Origin of the sequence: Marinobacter sediminum (assembly GCF_023657445.1) — a bacterium.
Classification (GTDB): domain Bacteria; phylum Pseudomonadota; class Gammaproteobacteria; order Pseudomonadales; family Oleiphilaceae; genus Marinobacter; species Marinobacter sediminum_A.
The window spans coordinates 980,491-999,870 of record NZ_JAGTWY010000001.1 but is presented as its reverse complement, the minus strand read 5'-3'; the positions used below and the strand labels follow the sequence as shown (position 1 = coordinate 999,870).

The window sequence follows — 19,380 nt, the reverse complement described above, 5'->3', positions numbered from 1 at the left end:
CGGGCAATGATTGAAGATCAGTAAACAATTCGGTGACACAGAGTCTGCGAGCCATCCGTCAGGATCCTTGCCATGGTTTCGGGCATCTCGCTGAACCGGCTCTCCCCGCTAATCAGCACATCCAACGCATCATCCCGGAGTAACTCCAGTGCAAGTTGCATTCGCTTCTGGTAATTCCAGCGGGGCTGTCGCACCGGCGGAATCTGGCCAACCTGGCTCGATTTGATGGTTAAACGGCGGGAATGGAAAGTCCTTCCCAGGGGCACTTCAACCTGGGTGTCTCCGTACCAGCTCATTTCCACGATCGATGATTCAGGGCCTGCCAGCTCGAGTGCCGTATTCAAACCTGAAGGGTGGCCACTGGTATGAAACACCAGGTCGTGATCATCCGCATCAACGGACGTCGCAAAGGAAAGCCCCAGCCGCTCAGCGACCGCCTGCCGCTCTGGGTTCACGTCGACAGCGGTCACGCGGGTTCCCGGTATCCGGTTTGCCAGCCATGCCACCAGCAGCCCCACAACCCCCAGACCCACTACTGCAATCCGGTCGCCGATGCCGGGGGCACCGTCCCATAAGCCATTTATGGCGGTTTCCATATTGGCGGCCAGAACAGCGCGGGCTGGCGGGAGGTCCCCGGGAAGAGAGGCGACTGCTCCAGCAGGAACCCGGTAACGTGTCTGATGGGGGAAAAGGCAAAAAACGGCAGTGCCCTCAAGATGGGCGGGGCCCGACACCACCCGTCCCACATTGGCATAGCCGTATTTCACCGGAAACGGAAAATCACCCTGCTGGAAAGGAGCCCGCATTCGGTCGTATTCACTAACGGGCACCTGTCCCTGATAAACCAAAGATTCGGTGCCTCGGCTGACACCGGAAAAGAGGGTCTCAACGGAAACTGCGGGCTCGTCAAATCCCGGTGGGCATGCATCAATCGGGGCAGGAAAAATATCCCCCTTGCCTTCGCCGGTCACCCACCAGGCCAGAGAATCCTTCAAACTGCTATCATTACAAGAGTCAAAACTCACCAGGCACTCCCTGTGTCTCGGAGGAAAATCGGCGCGCAAACTGCTCAGAGGCAGGAGAGTCCGACCGGGCTGGCGAATCGTAAACACATCAGGACACAACGCGTTGTCCGGTGTGTGATCCGCCTGACGTGATCAGGCGCTGCAAAGCTATACGCTGGAGCTTGTTTATGGATCCTAACAAAGATTCAGCATCAACCGGAGTTCCATCTTCGCTTGATCTGGCCTGGGGCCTGACTCTCACGACGATACTGTGCCTCGGGGCTATTCGGCTTTGGGCACTGCCCTACGCGCCCCTGTTACTCGCTGGTAGCCTGTATGCCGGGCTCAGTGTTTGCGTGCTTAAGTACTGGCCTGCACGCCGTGACTTTGGATGGGCCAATCGAGCCACCCTCCTGCGCGGGGCCATGGTTATTTCACTCTTCGCCGTCGCGCCTTTCAGCGGGCAAATGGGCACCGGCCTATGGCTGTACGGTATAACGGCATTGATCGCACTCGTTCTCGACGGGGTAGACGGCAAAATCGCCCGTAAGACCGACTCCCAAACCGCTTTCGGTGCCCGTTTTGATATGGAACTGGATGCGCTTCTGATCCTCGGACTATGCCTCGCTGTGATTGCGCTCGAGAAGGCCGGCATCTGGGTAATTGCCCTGGGTCTCATGCGATATGTTTTTGTTGCTGCCGCCCATTTCCGGGCATGGCTTAACCACCCCCTGCCAGAGAGCTTCCGACGCAAAACCGTGTGCGTCTGGCAGATTGTGACACTTATGGTGGCCATTCTGCCGCCAGTCTCTCCCCTATTCGCCAGCACGACGCTGGCAACGGCGCTTATGCTGCTTGCCTGGTCTTTCTTTGTGGATGTTCGCTGGCTCTACCAAAGGAGTTATTCCCATGAAATGGTCTAGCAAAGCTTCATTATCTCCACTTTGCGCCTTGTTTGCCGTAACCCTCGTTGCCTCTCCGCTGGCAACTGCGGAGCCAGAGAAGTTTGTTGTCGATGATGAACACTTCTCCATGGCCTTCGAAATCATGCACATTGGGTATGCCCCGGTGATGGGCATGTTCCGGGAAGTCAAAGGGGAATTTGTCTATGATGAGGAAACAAAGGAGCTGAGCGCGGGCGAACTGGTATTCAAAAGCAACAGTGTGTTTACCAACCATGAAAAACGAGACGACCACCTGAGGAAAGATGATTTCCTCCACACCAGCCAATACCCGCAAATCACCTTCACCGTAACCTCATTTGAAACAACCGGCGAAAACACCGGGACAGTGGTCGGTGATCTGACCATGCTCGGCCAGACACATCCGGTTGAACTCGATGTAACACTCAACAAGGCTGCGGTGTATCCCATAGGACATGAGGATTACACCCTGGGTATCACCGCCACGACAACACTGAAAAGAAGTACCTGGGGAATGACCTATGGTCTCGACCCGGCTCTGGTGGGCGACGAAGTCTCACTGAAGTTTGGATTCGAGGCGAACAAGGATTCGGGCTGGTTCTGAGGTTGCGGTTCCCCGGCCCCGGCGCTGACCATATAAAGGCTCATGGACGAGCCTCCACACCCTCGGCAGTTTTACTATCTTTATTTTTTAGTTCGCAAACTATACATTGTTCCGCTCTCCCGACTCACTGGCCGATGGTTTCGCGAATCCTCAATGTCTGACACACATAAATCCGACCTGCTACTCGTTGCCGTTACGCTTCTGGCCGCGATCAGCTGGATGTTCTCCAAGGAGGCTGTTCTGTTAATGCCTCCTCTGCTTTTCATGGCGGTAAGGTTTCTGATCGCCGGTTCGTTGCTTGCCGTTATCGCCCGCCGGTCCCTGATGCGGCTGAGCGTTGACCAGATCCGCCGAAGCGTTGGCGTTGGGTTAGTATTCGGAGTCGCCATGAGCTGCTGGGTAATGGGACTGTTCCACGGAACCAGCATGGGCGAAGGCGCCTTTCTGACCAGCCTCGGCGTGGTGATTGTCCCCATCATCGCCAGGCTTGTTTTCAAGGAGCAACAACCGCCAAGCACCTGGCTGGCCATTCCGATCGCTGTCGCCGGACTTGCCCTGCTGTCACTGAGAAACGGCTTTCAACCCGAGCCCGGGCAGATGTTCTTTGTCGCCGCCGCGTCGATTTTCGCCCTCTATTTCACGCTCAATACCCGCGCCGCTAACCAGCGAACCGTCACCAATCGACGTGGCGAAACCGTTCAAAAGCATCGGGTTCCCGCGTTACCTCTTACTGCTTTGGCGTTGCTGACCGTAGGTCTGGTCACACTCACAGAGTCCGTAATACTGGAATCCTGGCAGGGAACTTTCACGGACTCAGGCCCCTTGCTGATCTGGTGGGTACTCGCCAGCGCCGTCATTGGAACCGCGGGGCGTTTCCTGACCCAGACCTATGCCCAGAGTCTTTCCGCACGCAGCCATGGTGTCGTTATTCTCGTTCTGGAACCGGTATGGGTAGCCCTTTTCGCCGCCGGGTGGTTTGGGGAAACCATGACCTCCATGCAATTGGGTGGGTGCGGGCTGATCTTCGCAGCGCTGATCGTCAATCGTTGGGGCGTGTTGAGCAAAGCACTCAAGGTCTGGCTGAGGAATCGGAAAACCGCATAAAAGTGGTTGACCGGATACGGGAGAATCAGTATATTGCGTCCCCGTTGCAGGACACAGGACCATAGCTCAGTTGGTTAGAGCGCTGCCTTGACATGGCAGAGGTCGGCAGTTCGAATCTGCCTGGTCCTACCAATCCTGCAAAGAAAGTCAGTGACTTACGGGCGACGTGAGAACTGGCTTTTTTTATGTCCGGCCACTTTCCGGAACCGCCCATGCGAACCTCCATAGACCTTACCCTCGACCACACCGAAACCGCAGTGGATGCCCTGGCGACAGCCTCAGGGCTGCCAAAGCAGCGAATCAAGGACGCCATGAATAAAGGGGCGTGCTGGTGGACGCACAAAGGCAAACAGGTCCGGCTTCGCAAAGCAAAACGGGAAGCCCGGGCGGGAACACGGCTGCAGCTGTTCTATGACGACGTGGTGCTTGCCCGCAAACCGGAAGCCGCCGAATTGCTTGAGGATCGAGGACGCTATTCAGTATGGTTCAAGCCACACGGCATGCTCGCACAGGGCTCCCAGTGGGGAGATCACTGCAGTCTGTTGCGTTATGCGGAGGTTGAACTTGCCCGCAACTGTTTCCTGGTGCACCGGCTGGATGCCGATGCCGCTGGCCTGATGCTGATTGCACACGACTCCAAGGCAGCCGGAGCGCTGTCCCAATGCTTTGCGGGCCGGACTATGGCCAAGCACTACCAGGCCCGGGTAACGGGACTCCTTGAGGCCTCTGACCGGCTTATTGATGCCCTGGTTGACGGAAAATCCGCAAAGAGCCGCGTGACTACTCTTCATATCAATGAGGAAAGCCAAACCAGTCTCGCCCTCGTGGCTATCGAGACTGGCCGAAAACACCAGATTCGCAGACATCTGGCGGGCATCGGGCATCCGATTATCGGTGACCGACTATACGGCCACCCTGCCAAGGTACCCTTGCAGCTACTGGCCTGTACCCTCGAATTCGACTGCCCACTAAGCAGGCAGCGCGCAACCTTTGAACTGCCAGGTCGCCTCAACGACCTGACCGGGCAGCCATAAAAAAGCCGGCGAGAACGCCGGCCTTAGGTACAGCTAGACTGCCAAATCAGACTTTGTAAAAATCCCGATACCAATCCACAAAATTGGCGATACCTTCCTCAACGGTCGTTGACGGCTTGTAACCCACGTCTGTGATCAGATCATCGACATTGGCGTAGGTGGCTGGCACGTCACCCGGCTGCAGGGGCAGCAGGTTTTTCTCGGCCTTCTTCCCGACCTGCTCCTCAATAATCTCTATGAAGCGAGACAATTCCACCGGGTTGTTACTGCCGATATTGTAGAGGCGATAAGGGCCTTTACCGGTACCGGGATCCGGGGTCTCGCCGGTCCAGTCGGGATTGGGCTCGGCCACATGATCCAGCGTGCGGATTACACCCTCAACGATGTCATCAATGTAGGTGAAATCACGTTTGTGATGACCATGATTGAAGACATCAATGGGCTCACCGGCCAGAATTTTTTTGGTGAAAATAAACAGCGCCATATCCGGCCTGCCCCACGGGCCATAGACCGTAAAGAATCGCAGCCCGGTGGTTGGCAGGTTGTAGAGATGGCTGTAGGTGTGCGCCATCAGCTCGTTGGCTTTCTTGGAAGCCGCGTAAAGGCTCAGCGGGTGGTCAACGTTATCATGTACCGAGAATGGCATGGTTTCGTTGGCACCATAGACAGAGCTGCTGGACGCGTACACAAGATGCTTCACGCTATTGTGGCGACAACCTTCCAGGATATTCATGAACCCCACGAGGTTGGCATCAACATAGGCATGAGGATTCTCGATGGAATAGCGAACGCCGGCCTGTGCCGCCAGATGAACTACCCGCTCCGGTTTATGTTCGGCGAAGAGCGCCTCCATAGCGGCACGATCAGCAATATCCTGGCGAACCTCGGTGAACCCCGCCTTGCAGGTCAATCGCTCAAGGCGGGCCTCTTTCAGGCTCACATCGTAATAGTCATTGACGTTATCAACGCCGATGACCTCATCGCCCCTGTCCAGCAGACGATGGGCCAGGTGAGAACCTATAAAACCGGCCGTTCCGGTGACGAGAATCTTCACGTTTCCTGCTCCTTAAAACGCTACGCCTGCACTGATAAATGGACCGTCGATGTCCACGTCCAGACGCTCGTTGCCGTCTTCATAATCGATCGACATCTGACGATATCCTGCGCGCAGCTGGAGAACAGCGATTTCATACTGGCCATAGGCGTTGAAATCATGGATGGAGTCGCCGTCGAAGCTGATGAAGTTCCCTTCGGCGCCGAGCGAGACGCCTGTTAGAGGCAGGTCAAAGCGCGCAGCAAGGTAACCCATGGGAAGGACACCATCAATCTTGGTTTTACTTACCTGCGTTCCGCCAACCTGCTGAACGATCAACTCTCCAGACAGGTCACGGGCGGTCAATCCCAAATCCAGGTTCGCCCAGTTATCCAGCACTTCGTAATACAAAGTAAGATCCAGTTGTTCGAGATCCAGATCGGACTGAACATCACTACCGAGAATGATTCCGCCGAAATCCGCATCCAACTGTCCCCGACCACTCTGCTCTACCAGGGTGTAGTTAAGGCGTACGTTCGGCAGCACGGGAACCGGGTGTTCGAAGTACAGTGACGCATTGGCATTTGAGTCACTGTCCAGATTAAGGTTGTTCTCGACATCGACGACATCACCGCTGTCAGACGCTTTGCCGGACAGCTCAGAGTCCCAGTAGCTCACGCTGGCGCCAAGACCAACCACATCAGCCTGGGCCAAAGGCGCCGCCAGAATCATTGAACCGCCCATAGCAACCATCAGTTTTCGCATAAAACACCTTTCTGCAATTGTTGTCTTTATCTATCAGTCGAACTGGATGCCAAGCCTGCGACCGACTTCTTCATAGGTCTCAATCACGTCTCCCAGACCCTGGCGAAAACGGTCCTTGTCCATCTTCCTGCGGGTTTCCTTATCCCAGATCCGGCAGCCGTCGGGACTGAATTCATCGCCCAGAACAATGTCACCGTCGCTGCGACCGAATTCCAGCTTGTAATCAACGAGCAGCATGCCTGCTTCTGCAAACAGGGCGTTCAACACGTCGTTCACCTGATAGGTGAGCTCTTTCATACGTGTGAGCTCTTCGGTTTTTGCCCAACCAAAGCTGACAGCGAGAGACTCATTGACCATGGGATCATGCAGTGCATCGTTCTTGAGAAACAGCTCAAAAGTTGGCGGATTGAGTTCCAGGCCCTCTTCAACCCCCAGACGACGGCAAAGGCTGCCCGCAGATACGTTGCGGACCACACACTCCACCGGAATCATATCCAGGTTCTTGACCAGCGATTCGGTTGAAGACAAAAGCCCCTCAAAGTGTGTGGGCACCCCGGCCGCTTCCAGTTTTTCCATGATGAAGGCATTGAACTTGTTGTTCACCATGCCCTTTCGGCTCAGCTGTTCTTTCTTTTCGCCGTCGAACGCAGACGTATCGTCACGAAACTCCATGACAAACCGTTCTGGATCGTCGGTCTTATAGACCGATTTTGCCTTGCCCGCGTAGAGCTCTTCCCGCTTTTCCATCAAAGGTCTCCGAAGTGGGGCCGGTTTTAACGGCCGCCCACTGAATCAGTATAGGTAATCGAAAAGTTGTGTCAGCAAGTCCGGAGCGCCATGGTCTCCGTCGTAGCTATCCAGCCGCTCTGCGGTGATGACGATTCCGTCGGCATGCTCTTGCAGAGTAATGGTATGGGTGTGCTGGGGCTTTTCCTTGTCGCTGAACCAGTCGAACCAGCCGGATTCGCGCTCATCTTCCGTCCGGAAATCAACATAAAACCACCCTTCGCTGCGATTCAGATCGACAACGCCGATGCCCGCCTCGGTCAGTGAGCGGCTAACTTCGGCCCATGAGCGGCCATAATCCAGGAACATCCGGATCGCCACGGCGTCATCATTTTCAGAAACGAGCTTGACCAGCGGGGTGCTGACCATACCGGAAGCAGCTCGGGAGAACGACTTGTTCTCTTCCCTCGCTTTCAGGAACTCACCCATGTCGGCAAGCAACCGCTTTTGAAGTGCCAGGGCATCCGGGCCCGGATCGGTAACACCTGACCAGGGAATAAGTTCGTCCGGCTGACTGTCTTTCGACAGTCTACGAACCTGAACCTCAGTTGTCTTGCGCCGGACGCCGGGCGCCATTCGCACCTGGAGGACAACCTCCGGCTCCCGGGCGCTCGGATCGTCGGTCAGCTCAACCAGCTGACGGGCCCGCTTGCTGAAGTTTACAAGTTCACTCTGCAACAGTCCGAGCTGGGGACTATCGTATTCAACACCCAGTCCCCGGTCTGCCATATAGGCGTTGGCAGCAGGCCAGATACGACCGGGCACATCGTTCACCAGCAACCAGACACGCCCATCGAGCTCTTCGATAACATAGTTTTCCTCGAGAATCTCCGAGGTCATGTCGGGCGGACGCGGAATATCGGACGGATACATTTTGCTGGCGTCCGCCACGGAAATATCGCGAACGGGCATCTTCTGGCTGAAACGGGATTCGTCTGCACTCTCCGGCAACTGAAGAGACTCACCTTCTTTTGCGTTCACATAGCGCTCGGAACGGTCTTCCATCACGCCGCACCCGGAGACTGCTGTCAAAAACAACAGTCCGGATGAGAGAACCAGATATTTGGCAGACAGGGTACTACGGGTTCTTTGAAGAACCGACATCGGGTTACTCCGGGTCAGAGATGATTTCAACAAACTCAGAGCACACCTGAGGCTTTCAGAGCGTCTTCGACTTCGCCATGGAATTTCTCGCTCAGAGGCGTCAGTGGCAGACGAATACCCTCACTGATCAACCCTATATGATGCAGTGCCCACTTGACCGGAATCGGGTTCGCCTCAAGGAACAACTTCCGGTTCAGTGGCATGAGCAGCTCATTCAGACGCTCGGTCTCCTCACGATTGCCGGCAATAGCGGCTTCACAGAGCTGTGACATACCTTTAGGAGCAACGTTAGCCGTTACGGAAACGTTCCCTTTGCCTCCGGCCAGCATCAACTCCGCCGCAGTGGCGTCATCACCAGAATACACGGCCAGACGACCATCCAGCGCTTCGATCAGTTCAGCGCCCCGGGGGATATTCCCGGTGGCATCCTTGATCGCGACAATGTTTGGTATGTCAGCCAGACGGAGCACCGTTTCGTTGAGCATGTCACAAGCGGTTCGACCCGGAACGTTGTACAGCATCTGCTTCATGCCCGGCACCGCCTCTGCGATAGCCTTGAAATGCTGATACAAACCTTCCTGAGTCGGTTTGTTGTAGTAAGGAACAACAAGCAGACAGGCGTCGGCACCCAGTTTGTGAGCTTCGGTGGTCAGTTCAATCGCTTCACGCGTACTGTTACCGCCGGTGCCCGCGATTACGGGAATTCGGCCATCAACGCGTTTTATGATGTGACCGACAACCTGGCAATGCTCTTTGGGGTCCAGGGTTGCAGATTCGCCGGTGGTGCCCACAGCAACAATGCCGTGCGTGCCGTTTTCAATATGAAAGTCCACCAGTCTATCCAGCTCCTCCCAGTGAATGTCACCGTTGGGATGCATGGGTGTGACCAGTGCGACAAGGCTACCCGTAATCATAAAAGCTCCGTCCGAATAAAACCGATATGGTAATGTTGGGCACGAACTGACACAAGGGAATTAAAGGAGATGTCATGTCATCCGTCGAACTGAACAAAACTGTGCCGGACTTTGAAGTGCCGGCCACCGGAGATCAAACCATACGTATGGCGGATCTTCGGGGGCAAAATGTGGTGATTTATTTCTACCCTAAAGACAACACGCCCGGCTGCACAACCGAAGGTCAGGACTTTCGTGACCGGATGAAGGAGTTCGCCGAACTGGATACCGAGATCTTTGGTGTTTCCCGCGACGGCCTGAGAGCTCACGAGAACTTCAGAGCGAAGTACGAGTTTCCATTCCACCTGATTTCAGATAAAGACGAAACACTGTGCAAATTATTTGACGTCATCAAGCTCAAGAAACTGTACGGAAAAGAACATATGGGTATCGAGCGCAGCACCTTCCTGATTGATTCGAAAGGTACTCTGCGAAAGGAGTGGCGTGGGGTCAAGGTTAAGGGCCATGCCGACGAAGTGCTCGAGGCAGTCAAAGCCCTCTGATCACGCATCAAGGTTGCCCGGCGGTCGGTGGAGGTGCGGATTCCTTTACCGGCCATGCGGAGAATACTGCTTTGAGCATGGTTGCCAATGGAATTGCGAAGAACACGCCCCAAAGCCCCCAGATGCCCCCGAAAAACAATACCGCCACAATAATCGCTACCGGGTGTAGATTGTTCACTTCCGAGAACAGGACCGGCACGAGAACATTGCCATCAAGCGCCTGGATAATGCCGTATACCGCCATGACCCAGATGAAATGACTGCCCCAGCCAAAGGCAAACAATCCAATAACGGCAACCGGAATCGTGACGACTGCGGCCCCAATGTAGGGAATTACTACACTCAACCCCACCAGCAAGGACAGAAGCGCGGCATAGGGCATACTAAGGAACTTGAACCCAATATAGGTGGCACCCCCAACAATCAGAATCTCAAGGGCCTTACCCCGGACGTAATTGGCGCATTGAAGATTCACCTCATGCCAGATCCTGAACATCATTGGGCGCTGGGAGGGTAAAAGACGCGAAATTGCGCTAAGCAACACTTCCCGGTCCTTGAGGAAAAAGAACACCAGAATAGGCACCAGCACCATATAGATCAGAAGCGCCACGAGATCCGGAATACTTGAGAGCGAAAACGACACCAGCCACTGTGTCATGTGCCCCACTTCCGTAGAGACCTGCTGATACAGCGTATTCACCGCCTCCGCAGAAACCAGCTGGGGGTATTCTTCCGGCAGTAGCTCAAGGTAGGACTGCAATTCTCTGAAAATCCGTGGGGTTTCGCCTGCCAGGTTGCTGACCTGGGTCCATATCAACGGCAACAGGCCAAAAATAAATCCGACCAGCACCCCGAGAAACACCAGGAAGACCACAATGATGGAAATCGGCTCAGGCAGGCCCAGCCCGTTCAGTTTGGTAACAAGCCCCTGAAGGATGAAAGCCACAATCAGGGAGGCAATGGCCGGCGCAAGCATGGCCCCAAACCAGATAACAAAAATCGTTCCCGTCACAAGAATCAGAAAAAGAATGACCGCTTCTTCATCTGAAAAGTATTTGTGCGCAAGACCGCGTAATATCCTGATCATTGGTGTCTCCGAAAGATTAACCGCCGCACTTTATCATAAACCGGTACTGACCATGAGCTTCCGAGGAAGTCAGGAGCTGATGCCTGGAAAGCTCAATAAACGCAGGAATATCACGGGCAGAGCCGGCATCCGTGGCAATAACCTCAAGCTCCTCTCCGGGTGACATGTTATTGAGTTCCAGCTTGGTTTTCAGCAGGGGCATCGGGCAACGAAGCCCGGAAGCATCCAGAGTACGGTCAGCCATAAAAAAGGGACACCATTGCAATAACAGTAAGCGGATTTAACAGGCACGCATTATGCCGACAGTGATAATGTATTGCACCACAATCGTGTTTAACCAGAAGTTCAGAACTTTTTATCGTAACCTGCTGTCACACAAACGGTTCGAAGCAAAGGCAAACTGCATTACATGAAAGTGTCCAAAACCAGGTTTTACCAAACCCGCAGGCTAATCCGGGCCTGTTTTCTGGCCATCAGCCTAGCGACGGTTTATTCACCTGCAATTGCACAGGAAACCCGATTACCCAGCATTGGCGGCAGTGGCGGAGGTCTCATCTCGGGCCAGCAGGAATCCGACATTGGCCAGCAGGTGATGGTTTCCATACGCCGATCCGCACCGAGAATTACCGACCCGCTGGTCTACGACTACCTCAGTGCAATCATTTACCGACTCGTCCCCTCTGCCCCGCTGCAGAACAGGAATCTGACACTTGCCCTCATCGACAGCCCTGCGATTAACGCCTTTGCCGTGCCCGGGGGCATTGTCGGTGTAAACGGAGGCCTGTTTCTCAACGCCGCCACCGAGCAGCAGTTTGCCTCGGTACTCGCTCACGAACTTGCCCACCTCAGTCAGCGCCATTTTGCGCGACGGCTGGAACAACAGGAAACCAGCGCCCCCCTCACGCTCGCAGGCATGATTGCCGGCATCGTGTTGTCTGCGGTGACTCAGTCTGACATCGGAATAGCCGCTATTGCAGGCACTCAGGCCCTTGCCGTGCAGAACATGCTGTCCTATAGCAGGTCCAACGAACAGGAAGCAGACCGGGTTGGCCTGGACATCCTGGCGACAGCTGGCATGGATCCGCGGGGAATGCCGGAAATGTTCGAGATCATGATGCGCCAGAACCGGCTACAGGGGAACCAGGTTCCGGAGTACCTTTCCACCCACCCTTTGACCCAGAGCCGGGTATCCGACACACGAAACCGCGCGGAACAATACCCCCAGCAGGACATTCCTGACGGCCAGGAGTACCACCTGATTCGTAGCCGGCTTCAGGTGCATTACGCATCTTCCCCCGAAGTCGCAATGCAAACCTTTGAAGCCTATCTTAACCGTCCTGATGCCAAACGAAACGACGCTATTCGCTACGGCCTCGCTGTCGCTTACCTGGAAAATGGCCAGCCGGACAAGGCGGCAGATGTCCTGAAAGACCTGCTTTCGCGGAATCCCGGCCGCATTACCTTTCAGGTAACCCTGGCAGAGGTCCTGATTGACCAGAAACGCCTCGGAGAGGCCAGAAAACTTCTGCAAGAAGCGCTGGCACGAAATCCGGGCAATTACCCGATTACGTTCACACTAGCGCAGACTGAAATCGCTGACGGGAACGGTGTTGCCGCCGCGGAACACCTGCAGCAACTCGCCAGACAGCTGCCCGCACAGGAACACCTCTGGCTAACGCTTGCCGAGGCTGAAGGCATGGCACGGAATATCGTCGGTGTGCACCGGGCGCGGGCAGAATACTACGCACTGATGGGAGATCTGGAATCAGCCCAGCGACAACTCAGACAAGCCCAGGAAAAACTTCCGGCAGGCTCACCGCAACGCCAGGTCGTTACCGAAAGGCTGGCCGAAATAACCAGCCGACTGAATGCCAGGAGGAACAGCTAGGTAGAAGGACAGCCCCAACTTTCCATAATCTTCCCCCCAGCAATCTCAAGCGTTGCCAGCTGCCTTGAGGTTCATGTTCGAGGTGAAATCCAGCATCCGCCTCAGGGGCTTGAGCGCCTTTTTCCGAAGTTCCTCATCAACCAGAACTTCCTGGTCGCCGCTTTCCAAAACATGCAAAAGATTCTCAAGGCCGTTCATCGCCATCCAGGGGCAGTGAGCACAGCTGCGACAGGTCGCGCCGTTACCGGCGGTCGGCGCTTCAATCAGCGTCTTGTTCGGCGCCAACTGCTGCATCTTGTAGAAGATGCCGTTATCGGTCGCGACGATGAATTTCTCGTTTGGCAGCGTCTGAACAGCGTGAATCAGCTGCGAGGTTGAACCCACCACATCCGCCATTTCTACCACTGCGTCCGGAGATTCCGGATGAACCAGCACCGCGGCGTCAGGATAGAGGGCTTTAAGGTCTTCAAGTCCTCGGTACTTGAACTCTTCATGGACAATGCAGGAACCATCCCACAACAACACATCAGCACCCGTCGTCTTCTGAACGTAATGCCCAAGGTGCTTATCCGGTGCCCAGAGGATTTTTTCACCACGAGCGTCCAGGTCTTCCACGATAGCCTGGGCGCAGCTGGACGTTACAACCCAGTCTGCCCTCGCCTTCACAGCTGCTGAGGTGTTGGCATAAACGACAACCGTTCTGTCCGGGTGCTGATCACAGAACTCTGCAAATTCATCTGCCGGGCACCCTACATCCAGGGAACAGGTAGCCTCCAGCGTTGGCATCAGTACCCGTTTTTCCGGATTAAGAATCTTGGCAGTTTCTCCCATAAAACGCACACCGGCGACCACAACTGTGGACGCAGGGTGCTGGTTACCGAAGCGAGCCATTTCAAGAGAATCCGCGACACAGCCACCGGTTTCCTCGGCCAGACGCTGAAGATCCGGATCGGTGTAGTAGTGAGCCACAAGGACTGCATCCCTGGCCTTCAGGCTCGCCTTGATGCGGGCCTCCAGGTCAGCCTTTTCTTCAGCACTGAGCGGTTTTGGCTCAGCGGCATGAGCAAGGTGTTCATGAACAAGGATACGATCTTCAGCTCGTGTCATTACTGCGTCTCTGTGTTGCATTGTCTTTTGGAGTATATCATTTCAAACCCTGTTTTCATGGTCCTGAAACCAGCCTGTAACGAACCTCTGAACGGGAATTGAGAGACCTCTCCGAGTAGGTAAGAACGTATACGCAAAAAAAAAGAGCCCGGAGGCTCTTTTTTTCACAAAAACCTTTAAGGCTTCTGTTATTTGGTGGGTCGTGAAGGATTCGAACCTTCGACCAATTGGTTAAAAGCCAACTGCTCTACCAACTGAGCTAACGACCCGCAACTACTGACCAGCGCCTGAGACCCTGATCGATCCCGAAGTGACTCAGCACACTTCCGGATCTCAAATTTGGTGGGTCGTGAAGGATTCGAACCTTCGACCAATTGGTTAAAAGCCAACTGCTCTACCAACTGAGCTAACGACCCAAACGAGGCGCATATAGTAATGATTTTTCGGCGTTGATCAACCCCTTTTTCCAGGTTTCTCAACATTTTTGCCATGGCTGTTCCTCAGCCTTTATCAGACTCCAGAAACTTTCGGGCAAGTTTGGCAGCACTGCTGTTCGGATAGTCTTTTACTACGCTTTCCATTCGTCTTCTGGCATCCTGGCTCTCACCCAGTCGATCAAGAGTAACACCAAGCTTATAGACTGCATCCGGCGCTTTGCGGTGGTCCGGATAGCGGGTAGCCACGATGGTAAACGCCTGTTTGGCCTGTTCAAGCTGGGGCTTGACGAGATAGACCTCACCCAGCCAGTAATAGGCATTGACTGTCAGATCGCCCTCCGGGTACTTGTCGATAAACTCATACAGCCGGCTGATCGCCTCGTCGTACTTCTTCTGATTCCGGATCAGATCCTGAATCTGCCCGTAGGCCTCCCGCTCTTCAGCATCGGGCTGACGGTATTCCTTTGCGACCATCCCGGCACTGGCGCCGCCGTCTTCCGCCCCGGATCCGCTTGCAGGCGCTGCGGCTTTCGTCGATACCTTTTCAGAAAGGTCCAGAATACGCTGATCAAGATCGATATAGCGGTCTCTGCCCTGCTCCTGCAGACGGTTGATAAGATGCCTTTGCTCCTCCACCTGGCCCTGCAGGCGGCGCACCTCTCCCTGCAATTGCTGAATCATGTAGAACAGCTCGGCAGTGGCCTGACTGCTGTTAGCCTTTCGCTGTGCTTCCGAGGCGTTAGACTGGAAAGCGGGCGTAGATGACTGCGCCAGGGCCACGCCCGCTTGCCCGAAGGCAAGCGAGAGAGCCACTGTCGCCATGAGTCGTTTTCTCATGGTAATTCCTGACTTCAGGTGGGTTTACTCGAACACGAGTTCCACACGACGATTCTGGGCCCAGGCACTTTCAGTGGAACCCATGACCGCCGGCTTTTCTTCACCATAGCTTACGGTTTCCATCTGGCCACGTGAAGCACCGTTCACGATCAGGAAGCGCTGGACAGCATTGGCACGACGCTCTCCCAATGCCAGGTTATATTCCTTGGTACCGCGCTCATCGGCATGGCCTACCAGGCGAACCTGCTGGCCGGGGTTGGCAGACAGGAACTGTGCATGAGCGACCAGAACATCACGAGCCTCTGGCTTGATTTCCGCGGTGTCGAAGTCGAAATAGAACGTCGTGATATCACGCAGTGCGTCCTGTTCAGCCCGCTGTTGGGCTGCCATCCGCTCTTCTTCCGTCAGCGCTGAGGAAGAAACACCGCCCTCGTCATCACCGCCGTATACAGTGGAGCCACCTTCCTGGTCAATCGGTTCAACGTCAGAGCCATAGGCGCCTCCATCGACCGTTTCACCTGTAGAACTACAGCCGGCGAAAAGACCGACAGACAGCAACAGTGCAAATACCTTGGTTTGAGCTGACAATTTCATAATCATTTCCTTTCAGTTGGTTGACTTGTGTCCTTAAGAACTAAACAGGCGACACCGGGCCAGTTGCTAGCGAGCCAGCGGCCCCCATGCAGGTTCGCGCACATCCCCTTCCGACGCCGGCAGGCTGTAGGCAGCCCCTCCATCGGCCGAAATCACGGTAAGCACGCTGCTGCCGCCGTGTTTTGTGGCATAGATCAGCATTCGGCCATTGGGCGAAACACTCGGAGATTCATCGGATTCTGTCCGGGTGAGGACGGTCTCTTCACCGTTTTTCAAATTGGTTCTGGCAATATGGAATGCCCTGTCCCGCTGATGCACGTAGTAAACATATTTACCATCGTTGTCCGGCCTTGGGCGGGCATTGTAACGACTGCCAAACGTGATACGTCTCGGCTCTGCGCCTGTACTTTTCTTATGATAGATCTGCGGTCCACCGGACCGATCCGAGGTGAAAAACAAGCCTTCTCCGGTATGATCCCAGCTCGCTTCGGTATCAATGGCCCAATGGCTTGTAAGCTTGGTCAGTTGCCGATTCTGCAAATCCATCCGGTATATTTCAGCGTTGCCATCCTTCGACAGGGTCATCAGTATTGACCGACCGTCCTCAGACCATGCCGGCGCCGAATTGAGACCGGGAAAATCTGCGATTTTGGTACGCTTGCCGCTCGACAGCTCGTGAACAAAAATTACTGGCTTACCAGTCTCAAACGATACGTAAGCAAGCTTTTTACCGTCCGGTGACCAGGCGGGCGAGAGCAGCGGTTCCTCGCTTTCCAGCCGTATTCGCGCTCGCTTGCCGTCGACGTCACTCACCTGCAGACGATACCTTGGCTTGCCGTTAAACGTGTCGAGGGTGATATAGGCCAGCTTGGTCGAGAAAGCGCCCCGGACGCCGGTAATCGCCTCATACACCTTATCGCTGATGTGATGAGCGAGCGATCGCATATTGGACGCGGGGGCTGCCGCAGTTTCACCCAGAATCCTCTCTTCGGTGTTTACATCGAAGAGCTCATAGCGAGCCTGAACACGATCAGCGCTTCTTGTCAGCCCGCCCACCAGGACATAACGCTGCCCTAATAGTCGCCAGTCTCGGAAAAAGACTTCCTCACGTTTGGACGGCAGGCTCAGCATTTTTTCAGGTGACAGCGTGCGAAATTCCCCACTCATAGTGAGATCGCTCTGAACCACATTACTGACTTTGTCCCCGGGAGGAATCGCTCCGCTCTCAGCGAACGGGACAACCGAAATGGGAATAGCCGAGTCAGCGCCCTCGGTAATCCTTATCAACAACTCACCATGGGCAGAGGCCGCTGCCAGAGAAAAAAGGACCACGGTTGCGAGTAATCTGCGTAACGGCATAGTACGAATCCGATAGGTCATTGTGTTGTCCGCTTACTTATCTCAAACGGCGCGGGTTGAATTCAATCTCGAACTGACGGAAATACCGCTCAAACGTATCCCGCTCGTCCGGAATCGGGTAGCGACCGACACCTCTCACAGCACTCAAAGCCGAATTGTCGAATGCGGTATTACCACTGCTACTGACAAGTCTTACATCTGCCAGTTCGCCGGTTGGTAACAACGTTATTTGCAGCCGGGCCACCATGTCTTCGGTAGCCGAAGATGGCAAATACCATGCGTTCTTCAGCCGTTCGCGGATAAGCGCCTGATATTTTTCGCTTTCCGTCAGCATCTGCGCTTCCCGGGCTCGTGCGGCGGCCGCCTGGGCCTGCCTCTGGGCTTCGGCCTGCTTGGCTTTCTCCGCCTCGTCTGCCAGCGCTTCCAACTGCTGTTCTTTCAGACGACGCTCAGCCTCCTGCCGCTTTCGCTCTGCCTCCTTGCGGGCCTCTTCTTCCCGTTTCTTGCGCTCGGCTTCTTCCCGCTTACGCTGCTCCTCCAGACGGCGCTGTTCTTCCTCCGCCTTCCGTTTTGCCTCTTCCTGTTTTCGCTTCTCTTCTTCAGCCTTCTTACGCTGGCGTTCCTTGGCTTCCGCTTCAGCCTTCTGACGCGCGGCCTCTTCTTCTGCTTTAGCCTTTTCCTCTTTACGCTTTTGGGCCAGAGCCTGCTTACGCTTACGTTCCTCTTCGGCTTTTTGTTCAGCCAGCTCACGGGCTTTTTGCTCAGCCGCCTTGCGAGCTTCTTCCTGTCGCCGCTCTTCTGCCTCGCGCTTTTGCTCCTCGGCCCTTCGCTCTTCCTCACGATCAGATTGATCGACAGGTTCCACTACAGGGCTTGGCTCTGGTTGCTGAGAGATCAATCTCGCCGAAATACTTCGGGGCGGTGGCTCATGATCGGGACTGGTCCAGGTCCACCCTGCCAACGCAATGCCAATAATCAGCAGATGCAACGCTACCGACAACGCAACCGGCGATTTCCACGGCGGCGTCCCGGTGCTGGTTACTTCACGCTCATGACCTTTCACAACAACCCTGCCTGCACCGGTATCACTTCTCGTCCAAAGGCGATTCGGTAATCAAACCGATACTGGTCGCCCCCGCACCCTGCAATTCCGCCATAAGCCGAACCACGATTCCATACTCAACATGCTCGTCGCCGCGCACCAGTATCTCGCTAGCAGCCCTCTGGGACAGGATCTTGGTGACCTTCTCGCGCAGCTCCCCCAACGACATTGGGTCGCTGCCTTCGTCCCCAATTTCAACGTAATACGCCCCATTGGTGTCTACCGATACAACAATGGACTCCACATCCTTATCAGCCTGGATGGGATCGGACGTTGTTTCCGGAAGATCTACTTTCACACCCTGAGTAAGCATTGGTGCAGTGACCATGAAAATCACCAGGAGCACCAACATCACATCAATGTAAGGTACGACGTTTATCTCCGACATCGGCTTACGCCGATGTTCCGGCATCATTCCCATGCCTTTCATAGCGTTATGCTCCGGTCTTTGAGGAAAAGGCCATTATGCCGAACTCTTTTCACTGCTATGTACCCGCCGGTGCAAAATGCTTGAAAACTCCTCAGCAAAGGTTTCGTAGTTCTTGAGCAGCGCATCAGACATAGCAGAAAAACGGTTGTAGGCAATCACCGCCGGAATGGCCGCAAAGAGGCCCATGGCGGTTGCGATCAAGGCCTCGGAGATGCCGGGCGCTACCGTTGCCAGGGTAGCTTGTTGCACCTGGGCCAGACCGCGGAACGAGTTCATAATGCCCCAGACAGTGCCGAACAGGCCTATGTAAGGACTCGTTGAACCGACAGTGGCCAGGAACGGAAGATGCGTTTCCAAACGCTCCTGCTCCCGGGAGAATGCTACCCTCATCGCCCTTTGCGAACCTTCCATAACGGCGTCAGCGTCGCGACTCTGCTGACGAAGACGGGAAAACTCCTTGAACCCTGCACGGAATACAGACTCCATTCCGGAGAAAGGCGTCGGCTCGGCATTCACCTCCCGATAAAGCTGCCCCAGGTCCATGCCTGACCAGAACCTTTCCTCAAAGGCGAGTTGAGCCCGCCTGGCTTTTCGGAAGACCTGCAGACGCTGAAATATCAGGGCCCAGGACATGATTGATGCCAATGCAAGCAACAGCATAACGAGCTGTACCAGCACACCGGCATTGGAAACGAGATACCAGACTGAAACTTCGGATTCCACCTT

At 55.0% G+C, this 19,380-nt stretch carries 21 protein-coding genes and 3 tRNA genes; 7 read left to right on the top strand and 17 right to left on the bottom strand.

Going from position 1 to position 19,380, the window contains the following annotated elements; translation table 11 throughout:
* Positions 1-17: 17 nt before the first annotated feature.
* Complete coding sequence (locus KFJ24_RS04850) at positions 18-995, bottom strand: zinc-dependent alcohol dehydrogenase (protein WP_250829939.1); 978 nt, start codon at positions 993-995, stop codon at positions 18-20.
* A 197-nt stretch (positions 996-1,192) separates the two neighbouring features.
* Here KFJ24_RS04850 and KFJ24_RS04845 point away from each other — a divergent pair, with 197 nt between their 5' ends.
* From KFJ24_RS04845 to KFJ24_RS04825, 5 genes are all read left to right on the top strand, one after another.
* Complete coding sequence (locus KFJ24_RS04845) at positions 1,193-1,927, top strand: CDP-alcohol phosphatidyltransferase family protein (protein ID WP_250829938.1); 735 nt, start codon at positions 1,193-1,195, stop codon at positions 1,925-1,927.
* Positions 1,914-2,531 (top strand): YceI family protein, encoded by a 618-nt coding sequence (locus tag KFJ24_RS04840; RefSeq protein ID WP_250829937.1) that lies wholly within the window; start codon positions 1,914-1,916, stop codon positions 2,529-2,531. The genes KFJ24_RS04845 and KFJ24_RS04840 overlap by 14 nt, the downstream gene beginning before the upstream one ends.
* A gap of 153 nt (positions 2,532-2,684) precedes the next feature.
* On the top strand, positions 2,685-3,635 hold the full coding sequence (locus tag KFJ24_RS04835; RefSeq protein WP_250829936.1) for a DMT family transporter: 951 nt from the start codon (positions 2,685-2,687) through the stop codon (positions 3,633-3,635).
* A gap of 55 nt (positions 3,636-3,690) precedes the next feature.
* Positions 3,691-3,767 (top strand) — tRNA-Val (locus KFJ24_RS04830).
* An 80-nt stretch (positions 3,768-3,847) separates the two neighbouring features.
* Positions 3,848-4,669, top strand: coding sequence for an RluA family pseudouridine synthase (locus KFJ24_RS04825; protein WP_250829935.1), 822 nt, complete (start codon positions 3,848-3,850; stop codon positions 4,667-4,669).
* Between the two features lie 46 nt (positions 4,670-4,715).
* On the opposite strand, the gene KFJ24_RS04820 is transcribed toward KFJ24_RS04825, so the two are convergent.
* Genes KFJ24_RS04820 through dapA form a run of 5 tightly spaced genes read right to left on the bottom strand, consistent with a single transcriptional unit; the run spans position 4,716 to position 9,271 of the window.
* Positions 4,716-5,723 carry an NAD-dependent epimerase gene (locus tag KFJ24_RS04820; RefSeq protein WP_250829934.1) on the bottom strand — a complete coding sequence of 336 codons (1,008 nt, stop codon included), beginning with the start codon at positions 5,721-5,723 and terminating at the stop codon, positions 4,716-4,718.
* Between the two features lie 12 nt (positions 5,724-5,735).
* Entirely contained in the window at positions 5,736-6,467 is a 732-nt protein-coding gene (locus tag KFJ24_RS04815) for a TIGR04219 family outer membrane beta-barrel protein (RefSeq protein ID WP_250829933.1), read from the bottom strand.
* A 33-nt stretch (positions 6,468-6,500) separates the two neighbouring features.
* Positions 6,501-7,214 (bottom strand): phosphoribosylaminoimidazolesuccinocarboxamide synthase, encoded by a 714-nt coding sequence (purC, locus tag KFJ24_RS04810; protein WP_250829932.1) that lies wholly within the window; start codon positions 7,212-7,214, stop codon positions 6,501-6,503.
* Positions 7,215-7,259: 45 nt separating this feature from the next.
* Positions 7,260-8,357 carry an outer membrane protein assembly factor BamC gene (gene bamC / locus KFJ24_RS04805; protein WP_250829931.1) on the bottom strand — a complete coding sequence of 366 codons (1,098 nt, stop codon included), beginning with the start codon at positions 8,355-8,357 and terminating at the stop codon, positions 7,260-7,262.
* Between the two features lie 35 nt (positions 8,358-8,392).
* Positions 8,393-9,271, bottom strand: a complete 879-nt coding sequence (gene dapA / locus KFJ24_RS04800; RefSeq protein ID WP_250829930.1) for a 4-hydroxy-tetrahydrodipicolinate synthase — start codon at positions 9,269-9,271, stop codon at positions 8,393-8,395.
* 74 nt (positions 9,272-9,345) lie between these two features.
* Here dapA and KFJ24_RS04795 point away from each other — a divergent pair, with 74 nt between their 5' ends.
* Positions 9,346-9,813 (top strand): peroxiredoxin, encoded by a 468-nt coding sequence (locus KFJ24_RS04795; RefSeq protein WP_250829929.1) that lies wholly within the window; start codon positions 9,346-9,348, stop codon positions 9,811-9,813.
* Positions 9,814-9,820: 7 nt separating this feature from the next.
* Here KFJ24_RS04795 and KFJ24_RS04790 read toward each other — a convergent pair whose 3' ends face one another.
* Both KFJ24_RS04790 and KFJ24_RS04785 read right to left on the bottom strand, forming a co-directional pair.
* On the bottom strand, positions 9,821-10,900 hold the full coding sequence (locus KFJ24_RS04790) for an AI-2E family transporter (protein ID WP_250829928.1): 1,080 nt from the start codon (positions 10,898-10,900) through the stop codon (positions 9,821-9,823).
* 16 nt (positions 10,901-10,916) lie between these two features.
* Positions 10,917-11,144 (bottom strand): sulfurtransferase TusA family protein, encoded by a 228-nt coding sequence (locus tag KFJ24_RS04785; protein WP_250829927.1) that lies wholly within the window; start codon positions 11,142-11,144, stop codon positions 10,917-10,919.
* A gap of 165 nt (positions 11,145-11,309) precedes the next feature.
* Between KFJ24_RS04785 and KFJ24_RS04780 the strand changes: the two genes are divergently transcribed.
* A complete protein-coding gene (locus tag KFJ24_RS04780; protein ID WP_250829926.1) occupies positions 11,310-12,788 on the top strand; it encodes a M48 family metalloprotease in 1,479 nt (492 codons plus the stop codon).
* A 45-nt stretch (positions 12,789-12,833) separates the two neighbouring features.
* On the opposite strand, the gene nadA is transcribed toward KFJ24_RS04780, so the two are convergent.
* The 9 genes from nadA to tolQ form a co-directional block, all read right to left on the bottom strand.
* On the bottom strand, positions 12,834-13,895 hold the full coding sequence (nadA, locus tag KFJ24_RS04775; protein WP_250829925.1) for a quinolinate synthase NadA: 1,062 nt from the start codon (positions 13,893-13,895) through the stop codon (positions 12,834-12,836).
* A gap of 193 nt (positions 13,896-14,088) precedes the next feature.
* Positions 14,089-14,164 (bottom strand) — tRNA-Lys (locus KFJ24_RS04770).
* A 71-nt stretch (positions 14,165-14,235) separates the two neighbouring features.
* Positions 14,236-14,311 (bottom strand) — tRNA-Lys (locus tag KFJ24_RS04765).
* Between the two features lie 84 nt (positions 14,312-14,395).
* Positions 14,396-15,169: a tol-pal system protein YbgF gene (gene ybgF, locus KFJ24_RS04760; protein WP_250829924.1), complete on the bottom strand. Its 774-nt coding sequence runs from the start codon at positions 15,167-15,169 to the stop codon at positions 14,396-14,398.
* Positions 15,170-15,193: 24 nt separating this feature from the next.
* A complete protein-coding gene (pal, locus tag KFJ24_RS04755) occupies positions 15,194-15,763 on the bottom strand; it encodes a peptidoglycan-associated lipoprotein Pal (protein ID WP_250829923.1) in 570 nt (189 codons plus the stop codon).
* Positions 15,764-15,829: 66 nt separating this feature from the next.
* Positions 15,830-17,122, bottom strand: a complete 1,293-nt coding sequence (gene tolB / locus KFJ24_RS04750; protein WP_250829922.1) for a Tol-Pal system beta propeller repeat protein TolB — start codon at positions 17,120-17,122, stop codon at positions 15,830-15,832.
* 37 nt (positions 17,123-17,159) lie between these two features.
* Complete coding sequence (gene tolA, locus KFJ24_RS04745; protein ID WP_250829921.1) at positions 17,160-18,185, bottom strand: cell envelope integrity protein TolA; 1,026 nt, start codon at positions 18,183-18,185, stop codon at positions 17,160-17,162.
* 22 nt (positions 18,186-18,207) lie between these two features.
* Positions 18,208-18,654: a protein TolR gene (gene tolR / locus KFJ24_RS04740; protein ID WP_250829920.1), complete on the bottom strand. Its 447-nt coding sequence runs from the start codon at positions 18,652-18,654 to the stop codon at positions 18,208-18,210.
* 33 nt (positions 18,655-18,687) lie between these two features.
* Positions 18,688-19,377 (bottom strand): protein TolQ, encoded by a 690-nt coding sequence (gene tolQ, locus KFJ24_RS04735; protein ID WP_350455565.1) that lies wholly within the window; start codon positions 19,375-19,377, stop codon positions 18,688-18,690.
* Positions 19,378-19,380 lie beyond the last annotated feature (3 nt).

Bases quoted from the DNA above. Each gene is read 5' to 3' on its own strand.
- KFJ24_RS04845 (WP_250829938.1), top strand. From the start codon at position 1,193: ATGGATCCTAACAAAGATTCAGCATCAACCGGAGTTCCATCTTCGCTT.
- KFJ24_RS04840 (WP_250829937.1), top strand. From the start codon at position 1,914: ATGAAATGGTCTAGCAAAGCTTCATTATCTCCACTTTGCGCCTTGTTT.
- KFJ24_RS04835 (WP_250829936.1), top strand. From the start codon at position 2,685: ATGTCTGACACACATAAATCCGACCTGCTACTCGTTGCCGTTACGCTT.
- KFJ24_RS04825 (WP_250829935.1), top strand. From the start codon at position 3,848: ATGCGAACCTCCATAGACCTTACCCTCGACCACACCGAAACCGCAGTG.
- KFJ24_RS04815 (WP_250829933.1), bottom strand. From the start codon at position 6,467: ATGCGAAAACTGATGGTTGCTATGGGCGGTTCAATGATTCTGGCGGCG.
- purC (WP_250829932.1), bottom strand. From the start codon at position 7,214: ATGGAAAAGCGGGAAGAGCTCTACGCGGGCAAGGCAAAATCGGTCTAT.
- bamC (WP_250829931.1), bottom strand. From the start codon at position 8,357: ATGTCGGTTCTTCAAAGAACCCGTAGTACCCTGTCTGCCAAATATCTG.
- dapA (WP_250829930.1), bottom strand. From the start codon at position 9,271: ATGATTACGGGTAGCCTTGTCGCACTGGTCACACCCATGCATCCCAAC.
- KFJ24_RS04795 (WP_250829929.1), top strand. From the start codon at position 9,346: ATGTCATCCGTCGAACTGAACAAAACTGTGCCGGACTTTGAAGTGCCG.
- KFJ24_RS04790 (WP_250829928.1), bottom strand. From the start codon at position 10,900: ATGATCAGGATATTACGCGGTCTTGCGCACAAATACTTTTCAGATGAA.
- KFJ24_RS04785 (WP_250829927.1), bottom strand. From the start codon at position 11,144: ATGGCTGACCGTACTCTGGATGCTTCCGGGCTTCGTTGCCCGATGCCC.
- KFJ24_RS04780 (WP_250829926.1), top strand. From the start codon at position 11,310: ATGAAAGTGTCCAAAACCAGGTTTTACCAAACCCGCAGGCTAATCCGG.
- nadA (WP_250829925.1), bottom strand. From the start codon at position 13,895: ATGACACGAGCTGAAGATCGTATCCTTGTTCATGAACACCTTGCTCAT.
- ybgF (WP_250829924.1), bottom strand. From the start codon at position 15,169: ATGAGAAAACGACTCATGGCGACAGTGGCTCTCTCGCTTGCCTTCGGG.
- pal (WP_250829923.1), bottom strand. From the start codon at position 15,763: ATGAAATTGTCAGCTCAAACCAAGGTATTTGCACTGTTGCTGTCTGTC.
- tolB (WP_250829922.1), bottom strand. From the start codon at position 17,122: ATGCCGTTACGCAGATTACTCGCAACCGTGGTCCTTTTTTCTCTGGCA.
- tolR (WP_250829920.1), bottom strand. From the start codon at position 18,654: ATGAAAGGCATGGGAATGATGCCGGAACATCGGCGTAAGCCGATGTCG.